The sequence below is a fragment of the Candidatus Competibacteraceae bacterium genome (genome assembly GCA_016713505.1).
Taxonomy (GTDB): domain Bacteria; phylum Pseudomonadota; class Gammaproteobacteria; order Competibacterales; family Competibacteraceae; genus Competibacter_A.
Map to the genome: position 1 here is coordinate 2,391,706 of JADJPA010000001.1, position 23,729 is coordinate 2,415,434.

22 protein-coding genes are annotated in these 23,729 nt (G+C 60.5%); 14 read left to right on the top strand and 8 right to left on the bottom strand.

Features of this window, described 5'->3' with window-relative positions:
- The first annotated feature begins 7 nt into the window (after positions 1-7).
- The gene (locus IPK09_10905) at positions 8-1,237 is read left to right on the top strand and encodes an AAA family ATPase (protein MBK7984123.1); all 1,230 of its coding nucleotides are present in this window, start codon (positions 8-10) and stop codon (positions 1,235-1,237) included.
- On the top strand, positions 1,234-1,893 hold the full coding sequence (locus IPK09_10910; GenBank protein ID MBK7984124.1) for a hypothetical protein: 660 nt from the start codon (positions 1,234-1,236) through the stop codon (positions 1,891-1,893). Before IPK09_10905 ends, IPK09_10910 begins: the two co-directional genes overlap by 4 nt.
- 56 nt (positions 1,894-1,949) lie before the next feature.
- On the opposite strand, the gene IPK09_10915 is transcribed toward IPK09_10910, so the two are convergent.
- Together IPK09_10915 and parE are read right to left on the bottom strand one after the other, a co-directional pair.
- Positions 1,950-2,987, bottom strand: coding sequence for an IS630 family transposase (locus tag IPK09_10915; protein MBK7984125.1), 1,038 nt, complete (start codon positions 2,985-2,987; stop codon positions 1,950-1,952).
- A 122-nt stretch (positions 2,988-3,109) separates the two neighbouring features.
- Complete coding sequence (gene parE / locus IPK09_10920) at positions 3,110-4,999, bottom strand: DNA topoisomerase IV subunit B (protein MBK7984126.1); 1,890 nt, start codon at positions 4,997-4,999, stop codon at positions 3,110-3,112.
- A gap of 726 nt (positions 5,000-5,725) precedes the next feature.
- Between parE and IPK09_10925 the strand changes: the two genes are divergently transcribed.
- Positions 5,726-6,091 (top strand): RNA-binding protein, encoded by a 366-nt coding sequence (locus tag IPK09_10925; GenBank protein ID MBK7984127.1) that lies wholly within the window; start codon positions 5,726-5,728, stop codon positions 6,089-6,091.
- 282 nt (positions 6,092-6,373) lie between these two features.
- Here IPK09_10925 and IPK09_10930 read toward each other — a convergent pair whose 3' ends face one another.
- The 5 genes from IPK09_10930 to IPK09_10950 all read right to left on the bottom strand — a co-directional run bounded on the left by IPK09_10930 (position 6,374) and on the right by IPK09_10950 (position 14,359).
- Positions 6,374-7,555, bottom strand: coding sequence for a phosphoglycerate kinase (locus tag IPK09_10930; protein ID MBK7984128.1), 1,182 nt, complete (start codon positions 7,553-7,555; stop codon positions 6,374-6,376).
- A gap of 106 nt (positions 7,556-7,661) precedes the next feature.
- Positions 7,662-8,660, bottom strand: a complete 999-nt coding sequence (gene gap / locus IPK09_10935; protein MBK7984129.1) for a type I glyceraldehyde-3-phosphate dehydrogenase — start codon at positions 8,658-8,660, stop codon at positions 7,662-7,664.
- A gap of 139 nt (positions 8,661-8,799) precedes the next feature.
- Entirely contained in the window at positions 8,800-10,887 is a 2,088-nt protein-coding gene (gene tkt / locus IPK09_10940) for a transketolase (GenBank protein MBK7984130.1), read from the bottom strand.
- A gap of 290 nt (positions 10,888-11,177) precedes the next feature.
- Entirely contained in the window at positions 11,178-12,353 is a 1,176-nt protein-coding gene (locus IPK09_10945; GenBank protein MBK7984131.1) for a cation:proton antiporter, read from the bottom strand.
- Positions 12,354-12,514: 161 nt separating this feature from the next.
- Positions 12,515-14,359 carry a hypothetical protein gene (locus IPK09_10950; GenBank protein ID MBK7984132.1) on the bottom strand — a complete coding sequence of 615 codons (1,845 nt, stop codon included), beginning with the start codon at positions 14,357-14,359 and terminating at the stop codon, positions 12,515-12,517.
- Between the two features lie 316 nt (positions 14,360-14,675).
- Between IPK09_10950 and IPK09_10955 the strand changes: the two genes are divergently transcribed.
- The 5 genes from IPK09_10955 (at position 14,676) to IPK09_10975 (ending at position 18,326) form a co-directional block, all read left to right on the top strand.
- Positions 14,676-15,269 carry a chorismate lyase gene (locus IPK09_10955; GenBank protein ID MBK7984133.1) on the top strand — a complete coding sequence of 198 codons (594 nt, stop codon included), beginning with the start codon at positions 14,676-14,678 and terminating at the stop codon, positions 15,267-15,269.
- A 2-nt stretch (positions 15,270-15,271) separates the two neighbouring features.
- Positions 15,272-16,153 (top strand): 4-hydroxybenzoate octaprenyltransferase, encoded by an 882-nt coding sequence (gene ubiA, locus IPK09_10960; GenBank protein MBK7984134.1) that lies wholly within the window; start codon positions 15,272-15,274, stop codon positions 16,151-16,153.
- Positions 16,154-16,189: 36 nt separating this feature from the next.
- Positions 16,190-16,513, top strand: coding sequence for an antibiotic biosynthesis monooxygenase (locus IPK09_10965; protein MBK7984135.1), 324 nt, complete (start codon positions 16,190-16,192; stop codon positions 16,511-16,513).
- Positions 16,514-16,519: 6 nt separating this feature from the next.
- Entirely contained in the window at positions 16,520-17,380 is an 861-nt protein-coding gene (locus IPK09_10970) for an alpha/beta hydrolase (protein ID MBK7984136.1), read from the top strand.
- Positions 17,381-17,537: 157 nt separating this feature from the next.
- Complete coding sequence (locus IPK09_10975) at positions 17,538-18,326, top strand: DUF4388 domain-containing protein (GenBank protein ID MBK7984137.1); 789 nt, start codon at positions 17,538-17,540, stop codon at positions 18,324-18,326.
- 43 nt (positions 18,327-18,369) lie between these two features.
- Here IPK09_10975 and IPK09_10980 read toward each other — a convergent pair whose 3' ends face one another.
- A complete protein-coding gene (locus IPK09_10980; protein MBK7984138.1) occupies positions 18,370-18,651 on the bottom strand; it encodes a hypothetical protein in 282 nt (93 codons plus the stop codon).
- Between the two features lie 9 nt (positions 18,652-18,660).
- Between IPK09_10980 and IPK09_10985 the strand changes: the two genes are divergently transcribed.
- The 6 genes from IPK09_10985 to IPK09_11010 all read left to right on the top strand — a co-directional run bounded on the left by IPK09_10985 (position 18,661) and on the right by IPK09_11010 (position 23,692).
- On the top strand, positions 18,661-18,849 hold the full coding sequence (locus IPK09_10985; protein MBK7984139.1) for a hypothetical protein: 189 nt from the start codon (positions 18,661-18,663) through the stop codon (positions 18,847-18,849).
- Between the two features lie 203 nt (positions 18,850-19,052).
- Positions 19,053-19,955, top strand: a complete 903-nt coding sequence (locus IPK09_10990) for a DUF3365 domain-containing protein (protein MBK7984140.1) — start codon at positions 19,053-19,055, stop codon at positions 19,953-19,955.
- Positions 19,956-20,017: 62 nt separating this feature from the next.
- Positions 20,018-20,563 carry a DUF4388 domain-containing protein gene (locus tag IPK09_10995; protein MBK7984141.1) on the top strand — a complete coding sequence of 182 codons (546 nt, stop codon included), beginning with the start codon at positions 20,018-20,020 and terminating at the stop codon, positions 20,561-20,563.
- Between the two features lie 133 nt (positions 20,564-20,696).
- Positions 20,697-21,374 (top strand): ribulose-phosphate 3-epimerase, encoded by a 678-nt coding sequence (gene rpe, locus IPK09_11000; GenBank protein ID MBK7984142.1) that lies wholly within the window; start codon positions 20,697-20,699, stop codon positions 21,372-21,374.
- 1 nt (position 21,375) lies between these two features.
- Positions 21,376-22,053 carry a phosphoglycolate phosphatase gene (locus IPK09_11005; protein ID MBK7984143.1) on the top strand — a complete coding sequence of 226 codons (678 nt, stop codon included), beginning with the start codon at positions 21,376-21,378 and terminating at the stop codon, positions 22,051-22,053.
- Between the two features lie 136 nt (positions 22,054-22,189).
- Positions 22,190-23,692, top strand: a complete 1,503-nt coding sequence (locus IPK09_11010; protein ID MBK7984144.1) for an anthranilate synthase component I — start codon at positions 22,190-22,192, stop codon at positions 23,690-23,692.
- Positions 23,693-23,729: the final 37 nt, after the last annotated feature.

The window sequence follows — 23,729 nt, forward strand, 5'->3', positions numbered from 1 at the left end:
GCACTCAATGGCTATTATCGAAGGTTTCCGTGTTCAGAACTTCCGGGCATTGCGGGATATTTCACTGGGCAAACTTTCTGGTCAATCTCACGGCCAATCACTGACGCCGTTTACTGTCGTGATCGGCAAGAATGGCGTGGGGAAGAGATCATTGTTTGATGCCTTCGGTTTTGTAGCTGATTGCTTGGCGACGGATGTAGAGACCGCCTGTGACATGAAACAGCGAGGAGGTTTTGATCGCCTGCGGTCGAAAGATATCGATGAGTCCATCCGCTTCGAAATATATTACCGTGAAGCGCCCAACGAGCGGCCCATCACGTATGAGCTGTCAATCAACCTTGATAGCGCGGGTCGCCCATATGTGGAATCAGAACTGCTCAAGCAACGCCGCAAAGGCCAAACACATGGCCGTCCCTATCCTTTCCTAAGACTAGATCGCGGCAAGGGGCTAGTCTGGGCGGGTGAAGAAGCAGTAGAAATTGAAGGAGAAGAAGATCGATCACAGGTTATAGTTGAGCTGACCGATCCGCGCCAGCTAGGTATTGCCACTCTAGGGACGCTGAAAGAGCATCCACGCATTAAGCGGTTCCGTGATTTTTTGAAGGGCTGGTATCTCTCCTATTTTTACCCCGATGCAGCGCGTAGCCTGCCTAGCGCTGGCCCTCAGCGGCATTTAAACGTACACGGCGACAACATTGGCAACGTAGTGCAGTTTATGGAGCGCGAGCACAAAGATCGTTTCAAGAGCATCCTAGAACGTATTGCCAGCAAGATTCCGGGAATTGCCAAAATTGATACTGAGGTGACAGCGGACAAGCGTGTATTGCTGCGCTTCAACGATGGGGCTTTCAATGACCCATTCTTCGCGCAGCAAATGTCGGATGGCACACTGAAAGTGTTTGCTTATCTGTTGCTATTGGAAGACCCGGACCCGCCGCCATTCATTTGCATCGAGGAACCAGAAAACGGGCTTTATCACAAGCTATTGGAGTCGCTGGCACAGGAATTCCGCGCTCATGCCACGGGCAAAAAGAACGCACCGCAGATTTTTGTGACCACCCATCAGCCATACTTTGTGGATGCGCTGTCACCGGAGGAGGTGTGGATTTTGGAGAAAGAGCAGGATGGTTTTTCAACCATCCGCCGGGTTTCCGAGCTGGAAGTGGTCAAGAACCTAGTTACCGAGGGGTTGCTGCTCGGTGGGCTTTGGTATAGCGACTATCTTGATACGAGGTGAGCGTGCATATCGAGATACTGGTAGAAGATAGCTCCGGAGAGAAGCTGCTAGCTGCGATGTTACCGAAGTTACTAGGGGCGCAAGGTGATCCATATAGTTGGCGCGTGCATGCCTACAAAGGGGCAGGCCACATTCCAAAAAACTTGGATGCGCGCGCAGACCCGGCAAAACGGATTCTGCTTGATCGATTGCCGCGCCTGTTGCAGGGCTATGGCAAAACGCCCGGCATAGATGCAGTGGTGGTTGTGTTGGATACCGATAAGCGCAACTGCGTGGATTTTCTAGCTGAGCTCCAAACCTTGGCTGCGGGTTGCAACCCGGCACCACACACGCTGTTCCGGTTGGCCATCGAGGAAATAGAAGCTTGGTATCTGGGTGACAGGCAGGCATTGGTCAGCGCGTATCCACGCGCCAAGGCTGATGTGTTGAACCGCTATGTGCAAGATAGTGCCTGCGACACATGGGAATTATTAGCCGATGCGGTTTATCCTGGTGGCTCAGCCGCGATCAAGAAAACGGGCTGGCCGCTACCGGGACAAGTCAAACATGAGTGGGCAGAGAAGATTGGCCCTTTACTTGACCCGGATTGCAATGCATCACCCAGCTTCGGCAAATTGTGCGATGGTTTGCGCCGGCTGGTTACGGAAGATGTTTGAGCGTAGCTGGTGGCGGGCTCACCCTCGCATTATTAACCCGGCAATGAAATAGGCGATTAAGCGGCGTAGTGGACGGCGGGGTGATTGAAATAGGTCATGATACGCTCTGGGGTATTGATGAGGAATTGGAGGAAGGCGTTTGCTTTGTGCCGCAAGGCCTGGGGCGTGGAGGAACGGGCCGATAACCGCAACTGGGTTTTGAAATCGCGATTGAGGTATTCGGTGGGATTGCGCTCTGGGGTATAGGGCGGCAAGTAGACTAGCTCGATTTGCTCGGCGTGTTCGCCGACCCACTCGGTGACGAGCTTCGCGTGATGGACTTTGAGGTTGTCCAGAATCAAAAAGACTTTCTGGGGCTGGTCGGCGATCAACTGGCCGAGGAATTCGAGGAACAAGGCCGCGTTCAGGGCCTGCTCGATAAAGCGGAACCGGACGAGGCCTTGGTTGCTGATGGCCGACACCAGCGCCAATCCAGACCGGCGGCTGGAGGTGGCAAGCACCGGCGTTTTCCCCTGAGGCGCATAACCGCGCACCCAATGGCCATCTTCCACCACGGCCGTCTCATCGCCCCAGTAAATCACCGCTTTCTCCGCCTTCGCTCGCGCGAGAATCGAGGGGTAAGTCTCGTCCAACCACCGTTGCACCTCGGCAGGCCGTTGTTCCAAGGCGCGCTTGAGGGGTCGTTGCGGGCTATAGCCCCACCGCGACAGATACTCGCCCACCGTCCGAATCGGCATCGCCACCCCAAACAGCGTTTCGATCAATTCCATGACCGCCCGCCGGTTCCACAGCGCAAACGGCAATCCCCGTCGCCCCGGCGTCTCGTCCACCAAAATCGAGCGCACCCGCCACTCTTGGGCCAACGTCAGCGTCCGGCCCGTCAAGTACCGCCGTCCCCGCCGCCGCGATTTCAGGCCCGCTTCTCCGTCCCGACCAAAGCGTTGGCCCCACCCGATCACCGTGCTGATATGCACCCCGACCACCCGCGCGATTTCCTTCCAGCTCCACTGCAAGTCTTCCCGCAGCCGCAGCGCCTGACGGCGCCGTTCCTCCTGCGCTTCCGGCGACAAACAACGTGCGTCGATCTTTTTCATGTCCCTCACTATACCACTATCGGCTAAATAATTGCCGGGTTAATAACTGGTGTTGGTTCACCCGATAGGCATCGCCGTGCAGTGTCATTGAGCGGCAGGACGTGTGGTACGAAGTTGTCTGTTCACACCTCCGCCAAATTGCCCTTCTCCTCCAACCAATTTTTACGGTCGCCCGCGCGCTTCTTAGCCAGCAGCATATCCATCAGGGCCAAGGTATCGTCGCCGGTTTCCAGCGTCAGTTGCACCAGCCGGCGGGTGGCGGGGTCCATGGTGGTCTCGCGCAGTTGCAGCGGGTTCATCTCACCCAAACCCTTGAAGCGGGTGACGTTGACCTTGCCCTTTTTCTTCTCGGCGGCGATCCGATCCAAAACACCCTGCTTCTCGGCCTCGTCCAGCGCGTAAAACACCTCCTTGCCGACATCGATCCGAAACAGCGGCGGCATGGCGACACAGACATGGCCGGCCTCGACCAGCGGCCGGAAGTGGCGCACGAACAGCGCGCACAGCAGCGTGGCGATGTGCAAGCCGTCGGAATCGGCGTCGGCCAAAATACAAACCCGGCCGTAGCGCAAGCCGGCCAACTCCTCGGAACCCGGATCGACCCCGATGGCAACGGCGATGTCGTGCACCTCTTGGGAGGCCATCACCTCGCCGGAATCCACCTCCCAGGTGTTGAGAATCTTGCCGCGCAGCGGCATCACCGCTTGAAATTCGCGGTTGCGAGCCTGCTTGGCGGAGCCGCCGGCCGAATCGCCCTCCACCAAAAACAATTCAGTCCGACCCGCGTCTTGGGCCGTGCAATCGGTGAGCTTGCCGGGCAGCGCCGGGCCGCTAGTCACCTGCTTGCGCACTACCTTGCGGCTGGCGCGCAACCGCTTCTGCGCGTTGGCCAGCGCCAGTTGGGCGATGCGCTCGCCGGTTTCGGGGTGCTGGTTCAACCACAGGCTCAAGGTATCCTTGACCACGCCGGCGACGAACACCGCGCACTCGCGCGAGGACAGCCGCTCCTTGGTCTGACCGGAAAATTGCGGGTCTTGCATCTTGGCCGACAGCACGTAGCAGCAGCCTTCCCAGACATCCTCCGGCGCGATCCGCAACCCGCGCGGCACCAAATTGCGAAACTCGCAAAACTCGCGCACGGCGTCGGTCACGCCCCCGCGCAAGCCGTTGACGTGGGTGCCGCCTTGCGGGGTGGGGATGAGATTGACGTAGCTCTCGGCCACCGGCTCGCCGCCTTCCGGCAACCAGGTCAGCGCCCAATCGACCGCCTCGCGCGGGCCGCTGACGTGACCGACGAACGGCGGATCGGGCAACAGCGGAATTTTTCCCAGCGCTTCCTTGAGGTAGTCGGTGAAGCCATCTTCATAATGCCACAGGGTTTTTTCGCCGGTCGCCTCGTCGGTGAAGGCGACTTTCAAACCCGGACACAGCACCGCCTTGGCGCGCAACACATGCTTGAGACGCGGGATCGAAAATTTGGGTGAATCGAAATAGCGGGGATCGGGCCAAAAGCGCAAGGTGGTGCCGGTCACACGCCGCCCCACCGTGCCGATCTCCTCCAGATCGGACACCTTGTCGCCGCCGGCAAAGGCCATGTTGTATTCCTTGCCGTTGCGCTTGACCCACACTTCGAGATGGCTGGACAGGGCGTTGACCACCGACACGCCGACCCCGTGCAAGCCGCCGGAAAACCGGTAGTTGCGGTCGGAAAACTTGCCGCCGGCGTGCAGCCGGGTCAGGATCAATTCGACGCCCGGTATCCCCTCCTCCGGGTGGATGTCCACCGGCATTCCCCGGCCGTCGTCCTCGACCGACAGCGAGCCGTCGGCGTACAGGATCACCGCCACCACGCTGGCGTGTCCCGCGATGGCCTCATCCACGCTGTTGTCGATGACTTCCTGCGCCAGATGATTGGGCCGGGTGGTGTCGGTGTACATGCCCGGCCGCTTGCGCACCGGGTCCAAACCGCTCAAAACTTCAATCGCGGAGGCGTCGTAGCTGGTAGCATTCATGGTGGGTATCGACTAAAAACCAATGACCGATAAAAAACGAGTGATAGCGTTTTATGCAACTTTAATAATACATCTAGTTTTGACTTCATTAGCAATTTTTTTAGCGATGCGCATTGAGCCGCGTGTGCCTAGTCCGTCGGAGCGGCGGTTAAATACGCCGATATAACCCTGTAGATTGCTAAGAATACTGAAAAAACCGCATTTGAAATTAAACGCGCTTCTTTATGAATTCGACCGATCCACCGGCGCTATGTCAGAAGAGAATGCGCTATATCGCGCACCCCTTAAGATTCACAATCATCATCACCAAAACCAATTCATTGCACGGCGACTCCATTAATAGCGCAAAGCGTTCGAAATCGATGGAAACGCGAAGATCAAAATTAATGAAACTCAATAGCGCCCTGGCGCGCCAGCCTTCCAACAGGCGGCACTAGCGCAGCTAACAGCTTGGTTAGCATAAATTATTAATCAAGAATCGATCTCAACAGAGCGCCTCATTTCGAACAATAATGCTTTCGCCGCGGGCGAACGAAATAGGGGAAGAACAGACAGCCAGAAAGGCGCGAGCGAATTAACCGTCTTGCCAGGCAAACGAACGTAATGCTAGAAAGTCGCTCAGCGAGTCATTGACTCGGCAAGAGGGTCATGTGAAACTAGCAAGTAGACTCGTGCTTGCGTGTCTGATATTGCATTTCGCGAAAATCCTGCTGAGGAGTTTGTGAGTTGGGTAAGAAACTGTATGTCGGCAATTTGAGCTATAGCATTAATAATAGCGACTTAGAGACCCTGTTTACGGCGCACGGCAGCGTGCGGTCCGCTCAGGTGATTACCGATCGGGATACCGGGCGATCCAAGGGATTCGGCTTTGTGGAAATGAGCAGCGACCAAGAAGCTCAAGCGGCTATTGCCGCCCTCAACGGCAAGGAAATCGAGGGTCGCAGCTTGACCGTCAACGAGGCTCGCCCCCAGCAAGGTCCTGGCGGCGGTGGCGGCGGTGGCGGCGGCTACGGCGGCGGTGGCAAACGCGGTGGCGGCTACGGCGGCGGTGGCGGCTACGGCGGCGGTGGCGGCGGTGGACGCCGCTATTGATCACTGCCTGTCACTCCATTCCACCGTTCAACGACCTGGAAACCTCCTCACGCGGAATAAACTCCGCTTCTAGCGCATCTGACACAAGGCACCCGTGTTTTTGCTATTTACCAGTTGGCTTCCTGAGCGCTTATCAAAACAATCGCGTTGAATGAGACATCTTCATATCAACAGGATCGAGCGATGAGACTTTCCTCTCCCTACTAGAGAGCATGACGCTCGAACGACCCAGCGGACGGCCAGTTTGCCGCTCGCTGGGTCGTTTTAACTCAAGGCCAAGCTTCAGCCGTTGGCCCGCGATTCCAAAATTTCAACGGCCGGCAGCACTTTGCCTTCCAGGAATTCCAGGAACGCGCCACCGGCGGTGGAGATGTAGGACACCTTGTCGTAAATGTTGTACTTCTGAATGGCGGCGATGGTGTCGCCGCCGCCCGCCAAGGTAAACGCCTTGGTGTCGGCGATGGCTTTGGCGACGGTCTTGGTTCCCGCGCCGAACTGGTCGAACTCGAACACGCCGACCGGGCCGTTCCACACCACGGTGCCGGCTTTCATGATGATATCGGCCAGCTCCTGGGCGCTCTTGGGACCGATGTCGAAGATCATTTCATCATCGGCCACCGCGCCAGCGTCTTTCTGCACCGCCGGTTCGGCGGCGTCGAATTTCTTGCCGACCACCACATCGACCGCGATCGGAATGTTCGCGCCGCGCTTCTTCATTTTCTCGATCAACGTCTTCGCGGTCGGCACCAGATCATGCTCGCTCAGCGACTTGCCGACGTTCTTGCCCACCGCTTCCAGGAAGGTGTTGGCGATGCCGCCGCCGACCACCAATTGATCGACCTTCTCCGACAGACTTTCCAGCACGGTCAGCTTGGTCGAAACCTTGGAGCCGCCGACGATGGCGACCAGCGGCCGGGCCGGCTTGGCCAGCGCTTTGGTCAGCGCGTCCAATTCCTCGGTCAGCAGGATGCCGGCGCAGGCCACCGGGGCGAACTTGGCGATGCCGTGAGTGGAGGCTTCGGCCCGATGGGCGGTGCCGAAGGCGTCCATGACGAAAATGTCGCAAAGCGCCGCGTACTTCTTGGCGGTTTCCTCAACGTTCTTCTTTTCGCCCTTGTTGGTGCGGACGTTTTCGAGCAGCACCACTTCCCCGTTGGCGACCTCAAAACCGCCGTTGACCCAATCGCGGATCACCCGCACTGGCTTGCCGAGCTTGGCCGACATCACCTCGGCGACCGGCTGAAGTGAATCCTCCGGGTTGAATTGGCCTTCGGTGGGGCGGCCCAAGTGCGAGGTCACCATCACCTTGGCCCCGGCTTTCATCGCGTGTTCGATGGTCGGCATCGAGGCGGTGATGCGGGCGTCGGAGGTGACCTTGCCGTCCTTGACGGGCACGTTGAGATCGGCGCGGATGAACACCCGCTTGCCGGCCAAATCCAAATCGGTCATACGCTTAAATTGCATTTTTCTCTCCTCCAAATCAAACCCCCGTCCGCCCTGACGCGAAACGCAAGGCGAGCGGGGGCATGGATTTCAATTCAGCAAGGAACCGCCACGGCGTGGCGTTCGCTTACTTGGCCATGACGCGAACCATTTCCAGCACTTTGCAGGAATAACCCCATTCGTTGTCGTACCAGGCCACGACCTTGACAAAGTTGTCGTCCAGGGCGATGCCGGCGTCGGCGTCGAAGGTGGAGGTGTTGCTCTCGCCGCGGAAGTCGGTGGCGACCACTTTATCTTCGGTGTAGCCCAGCACGCCCTTCATCGCGCCTTCGGAGGCGGACTTCATGGCGGCGCAGATGTCCTTGTAGGCCGCGGGCTTGTTCAACTCCACGGTCAGGTCAACCACCGACACATCGGAAGTGGGCACGCGGAAGGCCATGCCGGTGAGCTTCTTGTTCAGCTCCGGGATGACCTTGCCGACGGCCTTGGCCGCGCCGGTCGAGGACGGAATGATGTTTTCCAAAATGCCGCGGCCGCCGCGCCAATCTTTGTTGGACGGACCGTCCACGGTTTTCTGGGTGGCGGTGGCGGCGTGCACGGTGGTCATCAAGCCGCGCTTGATGCCCCACTGATCGTTCAACACCTTAGCGACCGGGGCCAGACAGTTGGTGGTGCAGGAGGCGTTGGAGATGATGGTTTGGCCGGCGTATTTGTCATGGTTCACGCCGTAGACGAACATCGGAGTGTCGTCCTTGCTGGGCGCGCTTTGGATGACTTTCTTCGCGCCGGCGGCGAGGTGCTTCTTGCAGGTTTCTTCGGTCAGGAACAGGCCGGTGGACTCGACGACAATATCGGCGCCTACTTCGCTCCACTTCAGTTCGGCCGGATCCTTGATGGCGGTCAGGCGAATCTTTTTGCCGTTGACGATCAGGGTGTTGCCATCGACCGCGACCTTGCCTTCAAACTTGCGATGCACCGAGTCGTATTGCAGCATGTAGGCCAGATAATCGGGCTCGAGCAGGTCGTTGATGCCGACGATCTCAATGTCGGGAAAATCCTTCACCGCCGCGCGAAACACCATACGACCGATGCGGCCAAAACCATTGATACCCACTTTGATAGCCATGCTTTCCTCCAACTGTGTGGTGAGCGAAACGTGTGGTTATGGAAAGGCGGATGCCGTGACCCGCCCGGAACGACATACAAAATATTAGTATAAACTTTAAGCCTTACCGACAAAAATCAGCGCGATCGCGGCCGGCGGTTCAAAACAGCGCCGCCACGGCAGCCGTCACCCGTTCGGCGGTAAAGCCGAAATGCTGGAAGATGATTTCCGGCGGCCCCGATTCGCCGAAGCAATCAAGGCCGACCACCGTGCCCTCAGGCCCGGCGTATTTGTACCAGGGCGCGGTCACGCTAGCCTCGACCACCACCCGGCGGGTCACCAACGGCGGCAGCACTGACTGGCGGTACGCCTTGTCCTGCGCGTCGAACACGTCCACCGAAGGCATGGAGACGACGCGGACCCGCCGCCCCTGGCCGTTCAGTTCCCGCGCCGCTTCGACCGCCAGTTGCACCTCGGAACCCGTCGCGATGATGATCGCCTCGGGATCGGCCCCGCAGTCGAGCAGCACATAACCGCCGCGCGCGATGGCGCGCACTTGCTCGGGCGTGCGGTCCTGATGCGGCAGTTTCTGGCGGGTGAAGATCAACGCGGTCGGGCCATTGACCCGCTCCAGCGCCATCTTCCAGGCCACGGCGGTTTCGGTGGTGTCGCAAGTCCGCCACACCGACAAATCCGGGATGATCCGCAAGCTGGCGACATGCTCGACCGGCTGGTGGGTGGGTCCGTCGCCGCCCACCCCGATGGAGTCGTGGGTCAGCACGAACATGCAGCGGATTTTCATCAAGGCCGACATGCGGATGGCGCTGCGGCCGTAGTCGGCGAACATCAGAAAGGTGCCACCGAACGGCACGTAGCCGCCGTGCAGCGCCAGACCGTTCATGATCGCGTTCATCGCGAATTCGCGCGCGCCGTAAAAGATCAGATTGCCGTCCGGGTGCTCGAAATCGACCGGCCGCGAGCCGACCCAGGGAATACCGGTGGATTCGGCCAAGTCCGCCGAGCCGCCGACCAGGCTGGGAAAATGCGGGCCGTAAAACTCCAAGGCGCGCTGCGAGCCGGCGCGGGTGGCGAGATCTTCGCGCCGCTGCTGGGTCGCGTGAATGAATTCCCACGCGATGGCATCCCAATCGTCGGGAAAGCCGCAGGCGATGCGCCGGTCGAATTCCGCCGCGCGTTCGGGGAACTGCGTGCGATAGCGCGAGAACATTTCGTTCCACTCCGCTTCCCAGGCCGCGCCTTTGGGGCGGGCGTCGAAGGCGCGGTAAATTTCGGGCGGAATCACAAACGCTTCATGCCGCCAGCCGATGTTTTCGCGGGTGGCGGCGACCTCGCTGGCTCCCAGCGGCGCGCCGTGGGATTTCTCGCTGCCGCCCTTGTTCGGCGCGCCCTTGGCGATGGTGGTCTTGCAGCAGATCAGCGTCGGCCGTTCGTGAAAGGCCCGCGCTTGTTCGATGGCGACATGGATCGCCTCGGGGTCGTGGCCGTCCACGTTTGGAATCACATGCCAGCCCATCGCCTCGAAGCGCAGTGCGACATTCTCGCGGAACCACCCCTCCACCTTGCCATCGATGGAGATGCCGTTGTCATCGTACAAGCAAATCAGCTTGCCCAAGCCCCAGATGCCGGCCAGCGAGCAGGCTTCGTAGGAAATCCCTTCCATCAGGCAGCCGTCGCCCAAAATGACGTAGGTGTAATGATCGACGACGGGAAAACCGGGGCGATTGAAGCGGGTCGCCAGCGCCCGTTCGGCCAGCGCCATGCCGACGCCGTTGGCCAAGCCCTGACCCAACGGCCCGGTGGTGGTTTCCACCCCGGCGGTGCGGCCGTACTCGGGATGGCCCGGCGTGCGCGAACCCAACTGGCGGAATTTACGGAGATCCTCGATGGTGAGATCGTAACCGCTCAGATGCAGCAGCGAATACTGCAACATCGAACCGTGGCCGTTCGACAGGATCAGGCGGTCGCGGTTGAACCATTTGGGATTGGCGGGATTGTGCCGCAAGAAATCGTTCCACAACACCATGCCGAAATCGGCCATGCCCATCGGCGCGCCCGGATGGCCGGATTCGGCCTTTTGCACGGCGTCCATGCTCAGGGCGCGGATGGCGTTGGCCAGCTCCTGGCGGGTGGGGGTTTGGAAGGCCGGACCGACGGGGCCGGCTTCGGCCGCCGCTTCGGTGATGGTGTCCAACAAGTTTCGGGCGGCCAATTCGCTACGCGAGGGCATCAACTCTCTCTCCTACATCAGCGTCAACTATAGGGAACTACGGGGAACAATGCGCGGTGACTTCGGAAAACGCGCATCGCGCCCTAACTGCGCGCGTCGCTCTTGCTGGGACGTTCACCGGAGAGATCACGAGGGATGTCCGGTCGCGCCAAACCCCCCTATGGGATTCGGTTCGGCCGAAAAATGGCGGCGATTATAGGAAAAATTGCCCATCCCGCCAAATCATTTATTCCTGACTCGCGGCGAGCGCGACCGATCCAACCGGTCTCGATATGCTCGGCGGCCAGCGTTCAATCCCGGCGCAAGCTGTCGGAAATGGCCACCGGGGTCGGATAATTCAGCACCAGATAGTAGGTCGAGGCGATGAAGGTCAACAGCGTCGTCGCCTGCACCAGATAGGACGCCTCCCGGCCGATCAATTGATTCTGCTGGGCCATCACTGCGATCAAAAGCGCAAACTCGCTGACTTGTCCCAGCCGCACCCCGACTTCCATGGCGATGCGAGGCCGTTCCCCGGTCCATTGCAGGAAGCCGCGAAACACCCACGGCTTGCCCGCCAGCAGCAGCGCGCCCAGGCTTAACGTCGGAAGGGCCACTTCCCTCAACATGCCGAGGTCAAAGCCCGCGCCCAGCGAAAAAAAGAACAGCACCAGAAAAAAATCGCGCAACGGTTTGAGGCTGTCGGCGATGTAGAGCGAAATCGGGCTGCTGGCCAGCGCCACCCCCCCGATAAAAGCACCGATGGCGTAGGACAGTCCCGCCAGCGCCGCGACTTCAGAGATGCATAGACACCAGCCGATCGCGGTCAGGAAGATGTATTCGCGAATCTTGTCGAACTTGTCAATCAGCGGGATCAGCACGTAACGCGCGGCGAGAAAGGCGAACCCCAGCAGCAGCGGCAATGTAACGATCAACAAACCCAAGCCTTGTAGCGAGGAGCCGCGCCCGCCCAACCCTTCGAGCAACAGCAGCACGGCGATGGCGAGCATATCCTGCAACAGCAGGATACTAATGATAATTTCTCCGGTGTGCTGGTGGTGCAGCGTCCGAGTCGGCAGCAGCTTGAGGCCAATGATGGTGCTGGAAAAAGTCATCGCCGTGCCGATCAGCAGGCTTTCACCCAGCGAGTAACCGAACAACCAAACGATCCAGCCGCTGGCTAGCGCGAACACCAAGGAAGTGCCGAGCGTGATCACGGTCGCCTTGTGCAGCATGTGCAGCAACCGCTGCGGCGACAGATCCAAGCCCAACAGGAACAACAGGAACATAATGCCGATCTGGGCCATTTCCTCGATGGCCGAGGCGTTATCGATCAGCTTGAAGCCATAAGGACCGATCAGGATGCCTAGCATGATGTAGGCGATTGGGAGCGCTTGGCGCGCGTAGAGCGCCAGCGTGGCGAACAGCGCCGCGCCAGTGAAGATCAGGAACAGAGAAAAAATGATGGGATTTTGAGCTTCGTACATCTGTTATTGGTTTCCGGCCGTGCAACGGTGGGCAGCATATCGAGCCCACCGTCGACAGACCGTAACTATAACAGCGTTCAGCCAGGTTTCAGATCCGGAACAAGACCGGAGCCTTCAGCTAAATGAAGCGAAATTCCAAGTGATCACCGCCTTACAATCCGTTACCGGCACTCCTGCTGCACTCCCGGCGGCAAGCTCTTGCACTCCGGCAGATTCCGCCGCCTCTGCTGCTCCTGTTGCCCCTGTTGCTGCTGTTGTTGCCGCTGCTGGATCGCCTGCTGGCGAGCCTGTTCCCGTTCCGCTTGGCGCTGGGCCTGCTCGGCTTGGCGCTGGGCATCGCGTTCCGCCTGCCGTTGCGCCTGCCGTTCGGCCTGGCGCTGGGCCTGCTCGGCTTGCCGCTGAGCTTCACGCTCGGCCTGCCGTTGGGCGCGCTCCTGCTCGGTCCGCTGTCGGAGCTGTTCCTGTTCCGCTTGCTGCCGCTGTTGGCTCGCCTGCTGGCGCGCTTGCTCTCGTTCGGCCTGCCGTTGGGCGCGCTCCTGCTCGGTCCGCTGTCGGAGCTGTTCCTGTTCCGCTTGCTGCCGCTGTTGGCTCGCCTGCTGGCGCGCTTGCTCTCGTTCGGCCTGCCGTTGGGCGCGCTCCTGCTCGGTCCGCTGTCGGAGCTGTTCCTGTTCCGCTTGCTGCCGCTGTTGGATCGCCTGCTGGCGCGCTTGCTCTCGTTCGGCCTGCCGTTGGGCGCGCTCCTGCTCGGATTGCTGCTGCCGGGCTTGATCCCGTTCCGCCTGTCGCCGGGCCTGTTCGGCCTGACGCTGGGTTTCGCGTTCCGCTTGCCGTTGGGCGCGCTCCTGCTCGGTCAGCTGCCGAGCCTGTTCTCGTTCGGTTTGTTGCCGCTGTTGGATGGCTTGCTGGCGTGCTTGCTCCCGTTCCGCTTGCCGTTGGGCGCGCTCCTGCTCGGTCCGCTGACGGGTTGAATCTGGATCGGCTTGCTGTCTTTGCTCGCGTTCGGCCCATTGTCTGGCTCGTTCCCGCTCGGATTGCTGGCGTTGATCGTCGGTCATGGGTCGCCCCGGACGCTGGCCGGTGCGTTCGTCTCCAGCAGACCCTGGGCCTTTTCGGAGCGGGCGATCCGCGCCCGGTTCGCGGCGCTCGGCCCGGCCCTCGGGCGATACTCCAAAGCGACGCGGCTGCTCTATCGAGGGCGATGGGGCTAGCTCTGTTCTGACCACTTGCGGCTTGAACAGCACCACCCGCCCCCCTCGAACCGGCCTTTCCCGCCTGACCGGTCGGCTGATTTCATCGACTTGATAGCGCACCAGCCGGGTGCGCGCTTCTTCTTCATAACGGTCGGGATCGATGCTGCGATTCACGATCCGTCGGTTGATCATGCTGTAATGGGTCACATTCACCGTCGTGTTGATCAGCGCAACATTACGGGGGCGCGGCACGATGAAGCGCTCCAGACCTTGATTGACAAACCGTCCTGTCGGCACGAAAGACCAGGAATTCCACCGGCTGCCGAAATCCCGATCAGCGGGCGCGAAATCGACCGTGGCATCGAACTCCACCGAAGGCGGTAACGGCGCCCAACCGATGTAACCGCCGCCGCTGCGCCAGCCGACCCAGGCCGGCCCCCATTCGGTACCCGGCACCCACGCCCACGCCCGGCGGCCTTCGTCGTAAAACCAGCGGCCGTAGTGAAATGGGATCGAACCCCAGGGGTCGGTGGAAATCCAGGTCCAGCCATAATCGGCAGTGAACACCCAATAGCCGAAGGTATAGGGCCGCCAGCTCCTGCCGACGTCAGGAAACCAAACCCAGCCGTAGGGCTCGCGCTGGCGCCAATCGCCGTAAGGCGCCAGTTCGTCATGGAAAAAGCCGAAATCGACGCTGACCTGGGCGCGCGCCGCCGCGCCGCCCAGCAGGGACCAGCGCGGCGAGCCAGCAGGATTCCACCCGATATTCATCAACAGCGCGCCGGCAGCCAGCGCCCATCCGATCTTTAATTTCACGCGACACCTCGCACTAACGCCCGCGTTGCCGCGCGTTCTTGAAACGACAACAGAGCGCGGCGCCACGTCTGAAAATTCAGTGTAAGTAATTGAATCAACACTAAGGATTAGTGTAGCTAAAGCCCGGCTGAATTGCAGCAGACGAGGGCTGAATCCAGCATGAACAAAAATCGCCCCGCCAGCGCTGACCCATTGAGGCCACGGACAAAGCAGCGCGCCTGCTCACATCAGCCGACAATGTTGGCCGCGCCATTCCCCCGCTTGCCGGCAACCATGCCATAATTATTTTTAAACTCATAATCACTCAATAATCGCTTTGTGCGCCGATCGCATCCCATCCGCTGGTTTACCGAGATGGCATCCTCGCTCGCAGCTCTTCCTCCGCGACATTCCCGATGGTCTGTCCGCTTGGCTGTTCGATCCCGGATCGCTGACCCAACGCCTGCGCTGCGCCTGTGCGGGCCACTTTCGAGTGCGCGTGTTAAGCCAGGGCTGGACGCGCCCCAGCCGGGACGAAGCGCGCCCCCTGAAGCTGCGCTGGGATGCCTGGGCGTGGACTCGGGAAGTTCAGCTGTTGTGCGACGGACAGCCTTGGGTGTTCGCCCGCAGCCTGATCCCGGTCCAAACGCTGCAAGGTCGAAGCCGCCGGCTGACCACCATCGGAACAAAACCGCTGGGCGCGGTGCTGTTCGCCGATCCCGGCGTGCGGCGCGACCCGGTCGAAATCGCTCGCATCGCGGTCGGCCAGCGCTTGCACCAGCGGGCGTTCGGCGGCCTTATCGAACCGCCGCGGGCCATTTGGGGGCGCCGCTCGATCTTTCGAATCGACGGTAATCCTCTGTTAGTGATGGAGATTTTTCTGCCGGCTCTGCCGGTATCGCCACTTAGCCGCCGCTCGGACTCGCCTTGACCATGACCATCGAACGCCTTGAAAACCGCTTGTGCGAATATGCGTTGCTGATGCGCCTGCACCGCCCCATCGGCATCTACCTGCTGCTGTGGCCGACGCTGTGGGCGCTGTGGCTCGCAGGCGACGGCCAGCCGCCCCGCGGCACCGTGCTCGTTTTCGTCCTCGGCGTGGCGCTGATGCGCTCGGCCGGCTGCGTGATGAACGACATCGCCGACCGCAAGTTCGACCCGCACGTCGCCCGCACCCGCGACCGACCGCTAGCGGCCGGCCGGGTCAGCCTGCGCGAAGCGATCGGGCTCGCGACCGGTCTGAGCCTGCTGGCCTTCGCCCTAGTGCTGACTCAGAACGCCCTGACCGTCGAGCTGTCGTTCGTCGGACTGGCGTTGGCGGCGACCTACCCGTTCATGAAGCGTTTCCATCACCTGCCGCAAGCGCATCTCGGCGCGGCGTTCGGCTGGGGCATTCCGATGGCCTACGCGGCGGTGACCGACGCCTTGCCTTTGAGCGCTTGGTTATTGTTCCTGGGCAACGTGCTCTGGTCGATGATTTACGACACCCAATACGCGATGGTGGATCGGGAGGACGACCGCAAGATCGGCGTCAAATCCACCGCGCTTTGGTTCGGCGCGCACGACACGCGCATCATCGCTTATCTGCAAGCGATGCTGTTGGGCTTGTTGGCGGTCATTGGGCTACTGGCCGGGCGCGGCTGGATTTACTATCTAGCGGTGTTCGTGGCGGCTTGGTTTGCGCTGTATCAGCAATATCTGATCCGCGACCGCACGCCGGAGGAGTGCTTCAAGGCGTTTCTCAACAACAACGGTTTCGGGCTGGTGATCTTTTGCGGGCTGCTGCTGGATTATCTGCCGCCCGGTCCGCCCTGACTTCCCCTCTCACCAAAAAGGAAGGAGAACAGCGTCATGCTGATCGTCCATGTCTTCGTCCACGTCAAAACGGACTGCATCGAGGCGTTCAAGACCGCCTCGCTCGACAATGCCCGCCACAGCGTTCGGGAACCCGGCATCGCTCGCTTCGATCTGATCCAGCAGGCTGACGATCCGACCCGTTTCGTACTGGTCGAGGTCTACCGGACGGTCGAGGCCACCGCGCAGCACAAGGAAACCGCCCATTACGCCCGCTGGCGCGACGCCGTGGCCGAGATGATGGCCGAACCGCGCTCCAGCGTGAAATACCACAACCTGTTCCCGGCCGATGCGGGTTGGGATTATCCGGCAGGCGTCTGAGCGCTCGTGACACTACCGGAAGAACTGACGCTGCAAACCCGCTATCTGCGGCTGGCCGCGCGGGCTTGGGGGCCGCCGGAGGGCATTCCGGTGCTGGCCTTACACGGCTGGCTGGATAACGCCGCCAGTTTCGACGCGCTGGCGCCGCTGCTGCCCGAGCTGCGCTTGGTGGCGCTGGATTTGACCGGCCACGGCCTGTCCGAGCACCGCCCACAGGGGGTTCATTACCACTTGGCCGACTTCCTCCCCGATGTGCTGGCCGCCGCCGATGCCTTGGGCTGGCGCCGCTTCGCCCTGCTCGGCCACTCGCTGGGCGGCGGGCTGGCCAGCTTCATGGCGGCGGTCTCGCCGGAGCGGATCAGCCGGGTGGCGATGATCGAAGGCTTGGGACCGCCGACCAGCAATCCCGCCGAGGGTCCGACCAACTTGCGCAAAGCCATCGAGCAGATGAACGCCCTGCCGGCCAAGCGGCCGCCGCTCTATCCGACCCGTGAAGCGGCGGTTGCGGCGCGTTGCGAGGCGGGCGGGCTGGCGCGGACGGCGGCGGCGAGCTTGGTCGGACGCGCTATTCAGCCGGTCGGTGAAGGCTACGGCTGGCGCACCGACCCCCGGCTGCGGTTCATGTCGCCGTTCTATCTCAGCGAACCGCAAATCCTCGCTTACATGGATCACATCAAAGCGCCGGCGCTGCTGATCTGCGGCGCGGACGGCTACTTGGTCAAACGCGACTACATGCGGGAACGTTACGCCCGGATCGCCGATCTAACGGTGCATATTCTGTCCGGCGGCCATCACCCGCATTTGGAAGACCCCGAACCCTGCGCCCGGTTGTTAGGGCCGTTCTTTAGCGCCGATCACGCACGATAGCGCGGCGCAATTCCAAAGAGTCGGGCGGATCTGTCGCGTGTGTCCTATCTTTAATGCCAGCATCCGTGGATTCCGGTTGCCTGATTTCTTCAGGACCGACCGCTCTGGTCTCATTTTTTCCGGCGACGTTTCGCCCGCTTGCTAACAGAGCACTATCATGTTCCAGAAATCGCTATCGCTGTCGGCCATCACCGCGCAATTGCGCAACCTGTGTCAGGAAAAGAAAACCGGCACCCTCTACCTTCTCGAAAGCGGGCGTTCGCTGGGTCAAATCAACCTGCGAGGAGGAGAGATCATCTCGTGCTGGGCGCAAAAACAGCGCGGCGTCGATGCGCTCCCGCTCCTTACCAGCGTTAAAAACGGCAGTATCGCCTTCGTTCAAGGCACACCGCCGCCCACGCAAATGACCCTGCCCTCCACCGCTGAGATTTTGGCGGCCTTCGAAGCCGCCGATCCTGCCGCCGCGCCGGCCCCGCCGGACAAAAAACCCCTGGATTTGCCCCAAATAGCCCAACCCGATCCTCCAAGCCAGCTTTCGAGGGCGAGGCTCGGTAAAAATTTCCTAGAATCTTCTCTGTTAACCCGAGCCGACCCTCCAAGCCAGCTTTCGACAGCCCGAGCCGACCCTCCAAGCCAGCTTTCGAGGGCGAGGCTCGGTAAAAATTCCTTGGAGTCTACCTTGTTAGCCCGAGCCGACCCCCCGAGCCAACGTTCGAAGGCTAATGTCGGTAAAAACCCCTTGAATTATCCCTTGACGGCGGCTTCTAAGACCATCGTGGAGCAAACCCTTAGAGAATTCATCGGCCCTATCGCTAAAATGATTTGTACCGAGTGTTTCCGCTTCGCCATCACCGTGGATATCGCCGTTGACACTTTGTCCAAAGAAATACCCAACCCCCAGGCAGCGATCCAATTTCGAGAACGGATACTCCAGCGGCTGGGTTAAGCTCGCCAGCCGCAGTTTCCGTCAAGCCCGTCCGCTGCCGACCTCACCCAGCATCGGGTGATTCAGACGGCAACCCTATCCGCAAGAGTGAACCCTGCGCCAGCGATCGGCAGCAGGCGGCGGCGCGCTTGGCGGTGCATCGGATGACGGCGGGGAACTGGTTGGTATCGTCCTGCTCCACCGCCTGCCCTATTGGCCTGAACTCAACCCCGTCGAACGTCTCTGGCAGCACCTCAAGCGCCAGCTCACCGATCAGGCCGCCACCGTCCGCTTCACCTTCAACACCCTCCGTCAGGCCGTCGATAATTGGGCGAGTTACGGGCACGGGGTCAGTTTGAGCTCACCACTGCCTTCCTGGAGCCAGCGCTTGCTGTGCGATCCCCAAACCAGTGGTGGTTTGCTGGTCGCCTGTGCGCTTGAGGCGGCGGAAACCGTAGTGGCCTGCTTCCACCAAGCAGGCTTTAACGAGGCCACGATGATCGGCTGTTTGGAAACCGGCGCACCGCAAGTGCTCGTCGTTTGAGGCAGCATGTTAGCAATCCATCGAATTTATAAGCCTTATTAACCTATTAAAATAATCAAATTTAGCGCCCTATTGATTTAATAAATGGACTTATTCAACATTATTGGTACATAATATGCTTATAAAAATTAGGCTATTCATGGCCATCGGGCCACTTGATACTTTTCTGTTAAGCAACCGTTTTTATTGGGAGAAAGACCATCGTGTTTTCCAAATGGAGCATCCAACTTAAATATTCTCTGATCTTTATCCTCACTCTGGCGCTCATCGCCACCGCTCTCTTCATCGGCATTTATACTCTGAAAACCGTCCAATTACGCAATGAGGCCATAGCGTCCGCCGAACAGGTGATCGCCTTCCGGGCCTGGGTCGCTAACAGTGGCGTGGTGTGGGTCGACCACCTGTCTCCCGAATTCCGCGACTTCCTGGGCAAGCGGGTCAGCAGTGACAATACCATGGAGTTCTTCTCCAAAAACCCGGCGCTGGCCACGCGCGAATTGTCGGAAATCGTCAGCAAGACCGCGACCCGCGCCACGTTCCGCGTCACCAGCGACGAATATCGCAATCCGGCCAACGCGCCGGATCGCTTCGAAGCCGCAGCCATCCAGGCGTTTAAAGCCGATCATAACCAGAAATACCAAGATGCGTTCGAAGGCAACTTTTATCGCTACAGCCAGCCGATTTTCGTACAGCAATCCTGCCTGAAATGTCATGGCGACCCCAAGGACGCACCGGCGGACGTCATCGCGAAATACGGCGACAAACGCGCTTTCGGTTACAAGGTCGGCGACGTGCGCGGCATCATCAGCGTCAAGCTGCCGGATGTCACCCTGGCCGAAGTCTTTCTAACTTTCCTCAATCCTTATACCATTACCTTGATTGTACTGGCGTTTTTCTTGAATTTCCTGTTCACCCAAAAAACGATCATCAAGCGCCTCAAAGAGCTGGCGCTAGCGACCGAGCGCATCGCCCAGGGCGAGTTGGATTTGCCGCTACAAGACAATCCGGGCAGCCGCGATGAGATCGATTACGTCCGGCACGCGATTGACCTGTTACGCAACAGCGTGGTGGTCGCCATGCGGCGCTTGCAGAAAAACCTTTCATAAATCCCAAGCAGCGGCGTGGGATAGAGCGTTTTCCCGCGCCGCGCACCCATCATGAGATTGCCATGTTCCAACAATCCTTAACCTTTTCAGCGATCGTCGCCCAGCTGCGCAAGCTGTGCCAAGAAAAGCAAACAGGCACGTTGTACTTCCTCGAAAATGGCCACTTACTCGGACAAGCCAGCCTGCGAGACGGCGAAATCATCTCCTTGATGGCTAAAAAAAAGCATGGCACCGACGCGCTGTCGTGCTTGCTCGATATCCAAAACGGCGGCATCGCCTTCGCGCCAGGCACGCTTTCCGCCACGCGGATGGCGTTGCCGCCCACCGCGGAAATATTGGCCATTCTCGATAGCTTCATCTCTCACGGCGCGGCGACTCACTCCAACTCACTACCCTCATCTGCGCCGCCTGCTCTGACGGCCATCGCTCAAACCGTCCTGGAACAGACGCTCAAAGAGTTCATCGGCCCTATCGCCAACATGGTTTGCGCCGATCATTTCCGTGGCGCGACCACGCTGGCCGCCGCCATCGATGCCCTGGCCGATGAAATTCCTAACCCGAAAGCGGCGGCCCAGTTTCGAGAACGGGTCCAAAGGCGGCTGCAATAAAAATTCAAACTGTCATCCTCTGGCAAGCGCTCGCCCGTGGCGTTGTCTAAAATCCGACGATTCGGGTAAAGTCGTTTTTCAATTTTCCACCGTGACCCGTTACCGCTCCCTGGGAGCCGCCCCGAGACCAACCATGCGGGATTTTTGGATTGCGCCATCGCTTTTAGCGGCCGATTTCGCCCGCCTCGGCGCGGAAGTAGACGCCGTGGTGGCCGCCGGCGCGGACCTCGTGCATTTCGACGTGATGGACAATCATTACGTGCCGAACCTCACCGCGGGGCCGTTGGTGTGCGCGGCGCTGCGCAAGTACGGAATCACCGCACCCATCGACGTGCATTTGATGGTCAAACCGGTGGATCGCCTGATTCCCGACTTCGCTAAGGCCGGCGCCAGCTACATCACCTTTCATCCTGAAGCCAGCGAGCACATTGACCGCAGCCTGCAACTGATCCGCGATGGCGGTTGCAAAGCGGGTTTGGTCTTCAATCCCGCCACGCCGCTCGATCACCTTAAATACGTGATGGACAAGCTGGATATGGTGCTGCTGATGGCGGTCAATCCCGGTTTCGGCGGCCAACGCTTCATCGACGGCACGCTGCACAAGTTGCGCGACGCGCGCCGGCTCATCGACGCCAGCGGCCATCCGATCCGACTGGAAGTGGACGGAGGCGTCAATGTCGCCAACATCCGCGCCATCGCCGACGCCGGCGCCGATACCTTCGTCGCCGGGTCCGCCATCTTCAACACCCCCGACTACCGCGCCACCCTCGCCGCCTTGCGCGCCGAACTCGCCAAGGCCGCTCACGGATAATATGTTTGCGAATATCACCGCCCTGTTTTTCGATCTCGACGGCACCTTGGTCGACAGCGTGCCCGATCTGGCCGTCGCCGTGAACATCATGCTGGACCAGTTGGGCCTGCCGGCGCGGGAGGAATCTCAGGTGCGCGACTGGGTCGGCAACGGCGTGGACAATCTCATCCATCGCGCCCTGACTGACGAGATGGCGGGACACGCCGACCCGGCGCTGTTCGCTCGCGCCAAGCCGCTCTACAAAGCTGCTTACGCCGAACATCTCAGCGCCCGCAGCGTCCTTTATCCCGGCGTGCGCGAGGGGTTGGTCCAGCTTTACGCCGCCGGCTTGCCGCTGGCGTGCGTCACCAACAAATCGGTCGAATTTGCCCGACCGCTGTTGGGGCATCTGGGCATCGGCCACTTCTTTAGCGCCGTGGTCGGCGGCGAATGCGTCGCCCATCCCAAACCCGCGCCGGATGCCCTGCTGCTCTGCGCCGGCCGCTTGGGCGCTCCCATCAACCAGAGCTTGATGGTCGGCGATTCCCTCAACGACGTCGGCGCCGCCCGCCACGCCGGCTGTCCGGTGGTGTGCGTGCCTTACGGCTACAACCACGGCCGCGATATCCGCGAAGCCCGGCCGGACGCCGTGATCGCTTCCATCGCGGACCTGCCGCGCCTGCTGGGCAGGGCCGGCTGATGGCCTCATCCGCTCATTCCTCGCTGCTCCGTTCGCGCCTGAAACGGGCTTCGGACTTCCGATGGCATCGCTAGAATCGTAACATTTCGATTCGCTTCACTTTTTTATTTTCGCCATTCAGGATGGTTCGCTCGCTATGAATCAGCAAGACTTTCAAAATCTGGTCGAACAAGGATTCAACCGGATTCCGGTCGCCCGCGAAGTGCGGGCCGACTTCGACACTCCGCTCAGCACCTATCTCAAACTGGCCGACGCGCCGTACAGCTACCTGCTGGAATCGGTGCACGGCGGCGAGAAATGGGGCCGCTATTCCATCATCGGCCTACCCTGCCGCAAGATCATCCGGGTGCGCGGCCAGCGGGTGACCGTCGAGCACGCCGGTGAAATCGTCGAGGCGCTGGAGTGCGCCGACCCGCTGGCTTGGTTGCAGGACTTTCAGAGCCGCTATCGGGTGCCGGCCACCGGTGAAGGGTTGCCGCGCTTCATCGGCGGACTGGTCGGTTATTTCGGCTACGACACCATTCGCTACATCGAGCCGAAACTGGCGCGCTGTCCCAATCCCGACCCGCTCGACAATCCCGACATTCTGCTGTTGGTGTCGGAAGATGTCGTGGTGTTCGACAACCTGGCCGGGCGCCTGTACATGATCACCCTGGTGGACCCGGCGGTGGAACGCGCCTACGTCCGCGCCCAACAGCGGCTCGATGAATGGGACGAACAACTGCGCGCCGCTCGCTCGTTTTATGCGTTGCCTCATTCCAACCCCGCCGCCAACGAGATCGAATTCGTTTCCGGCTTCACCCAACAGGGTTACGAAGCCGCGGTCGAGCGGATCAAGGACTATATCCTGGCCGGCGATTGCATGCAGGTGGTGCCATCGCAGCGCCTGTCGGCGCCGTTCCGGGCCGCGCCGCTGGATTTGTACCGGGCGCTGCGGGGCTTGAATCCCTCACCCTATATGTATTTCCTAAATTTGGGCGACTTCCACATCGTCGGCTCCTCGCCGGAAATCCTGACTCGGCTGGAGGATGGCTTGCTCACGGTGCGGCCCATCGCCGGCACCCGCCAGCGCGGCGCCACCGAGGAGCAGGATCAGGCCCTGGAAGCGGAACTGCTGGCCGATCCCAAGGAACTGGCGGAGCATCTGATGCTGATCGATCTCGGCCGCAACGACGTGGGCCGGGTCAGCGAAACCGGCAGCGTCCGACTGACCGAAAAGATGATGGTGGAACGCTACTCGCACGTCATGCACATCGTGTCCAACGTGACCGGGCGGCTGCGACCGGGCCTGACCGCCATCGATGCGCTGCGCGCCACTTTTCCGGCGGGCACGCTCAGCGGCGCGCCAAAAATCCGCGCCATGGAAATCATCGACGAGTTGGAGCCGGTCAAGCGGGGCATCTACGCCGGGGCGGTCGGCTATATATCGTGGTCTGGCAACATGGACACCGCCATCGCCATCCGCACCGCCGTGCTCAAGGATGGACTGCTGCATATCCAGGCGGGCGGCGGCGTGGTGGCGGACTCCGTTCCCGCAAAGGAATGGGAGGAAACCATGAACAAGGGTCGCGCCCTGTTTCGGGCGGCGGCGCTGGCGAAACAGGGTCTGGACCAGCCTAAGACGGTGGGCGACTCCTGAAAGCGACGAGCGCTTCGCCGCTTCGACACGGGAAATC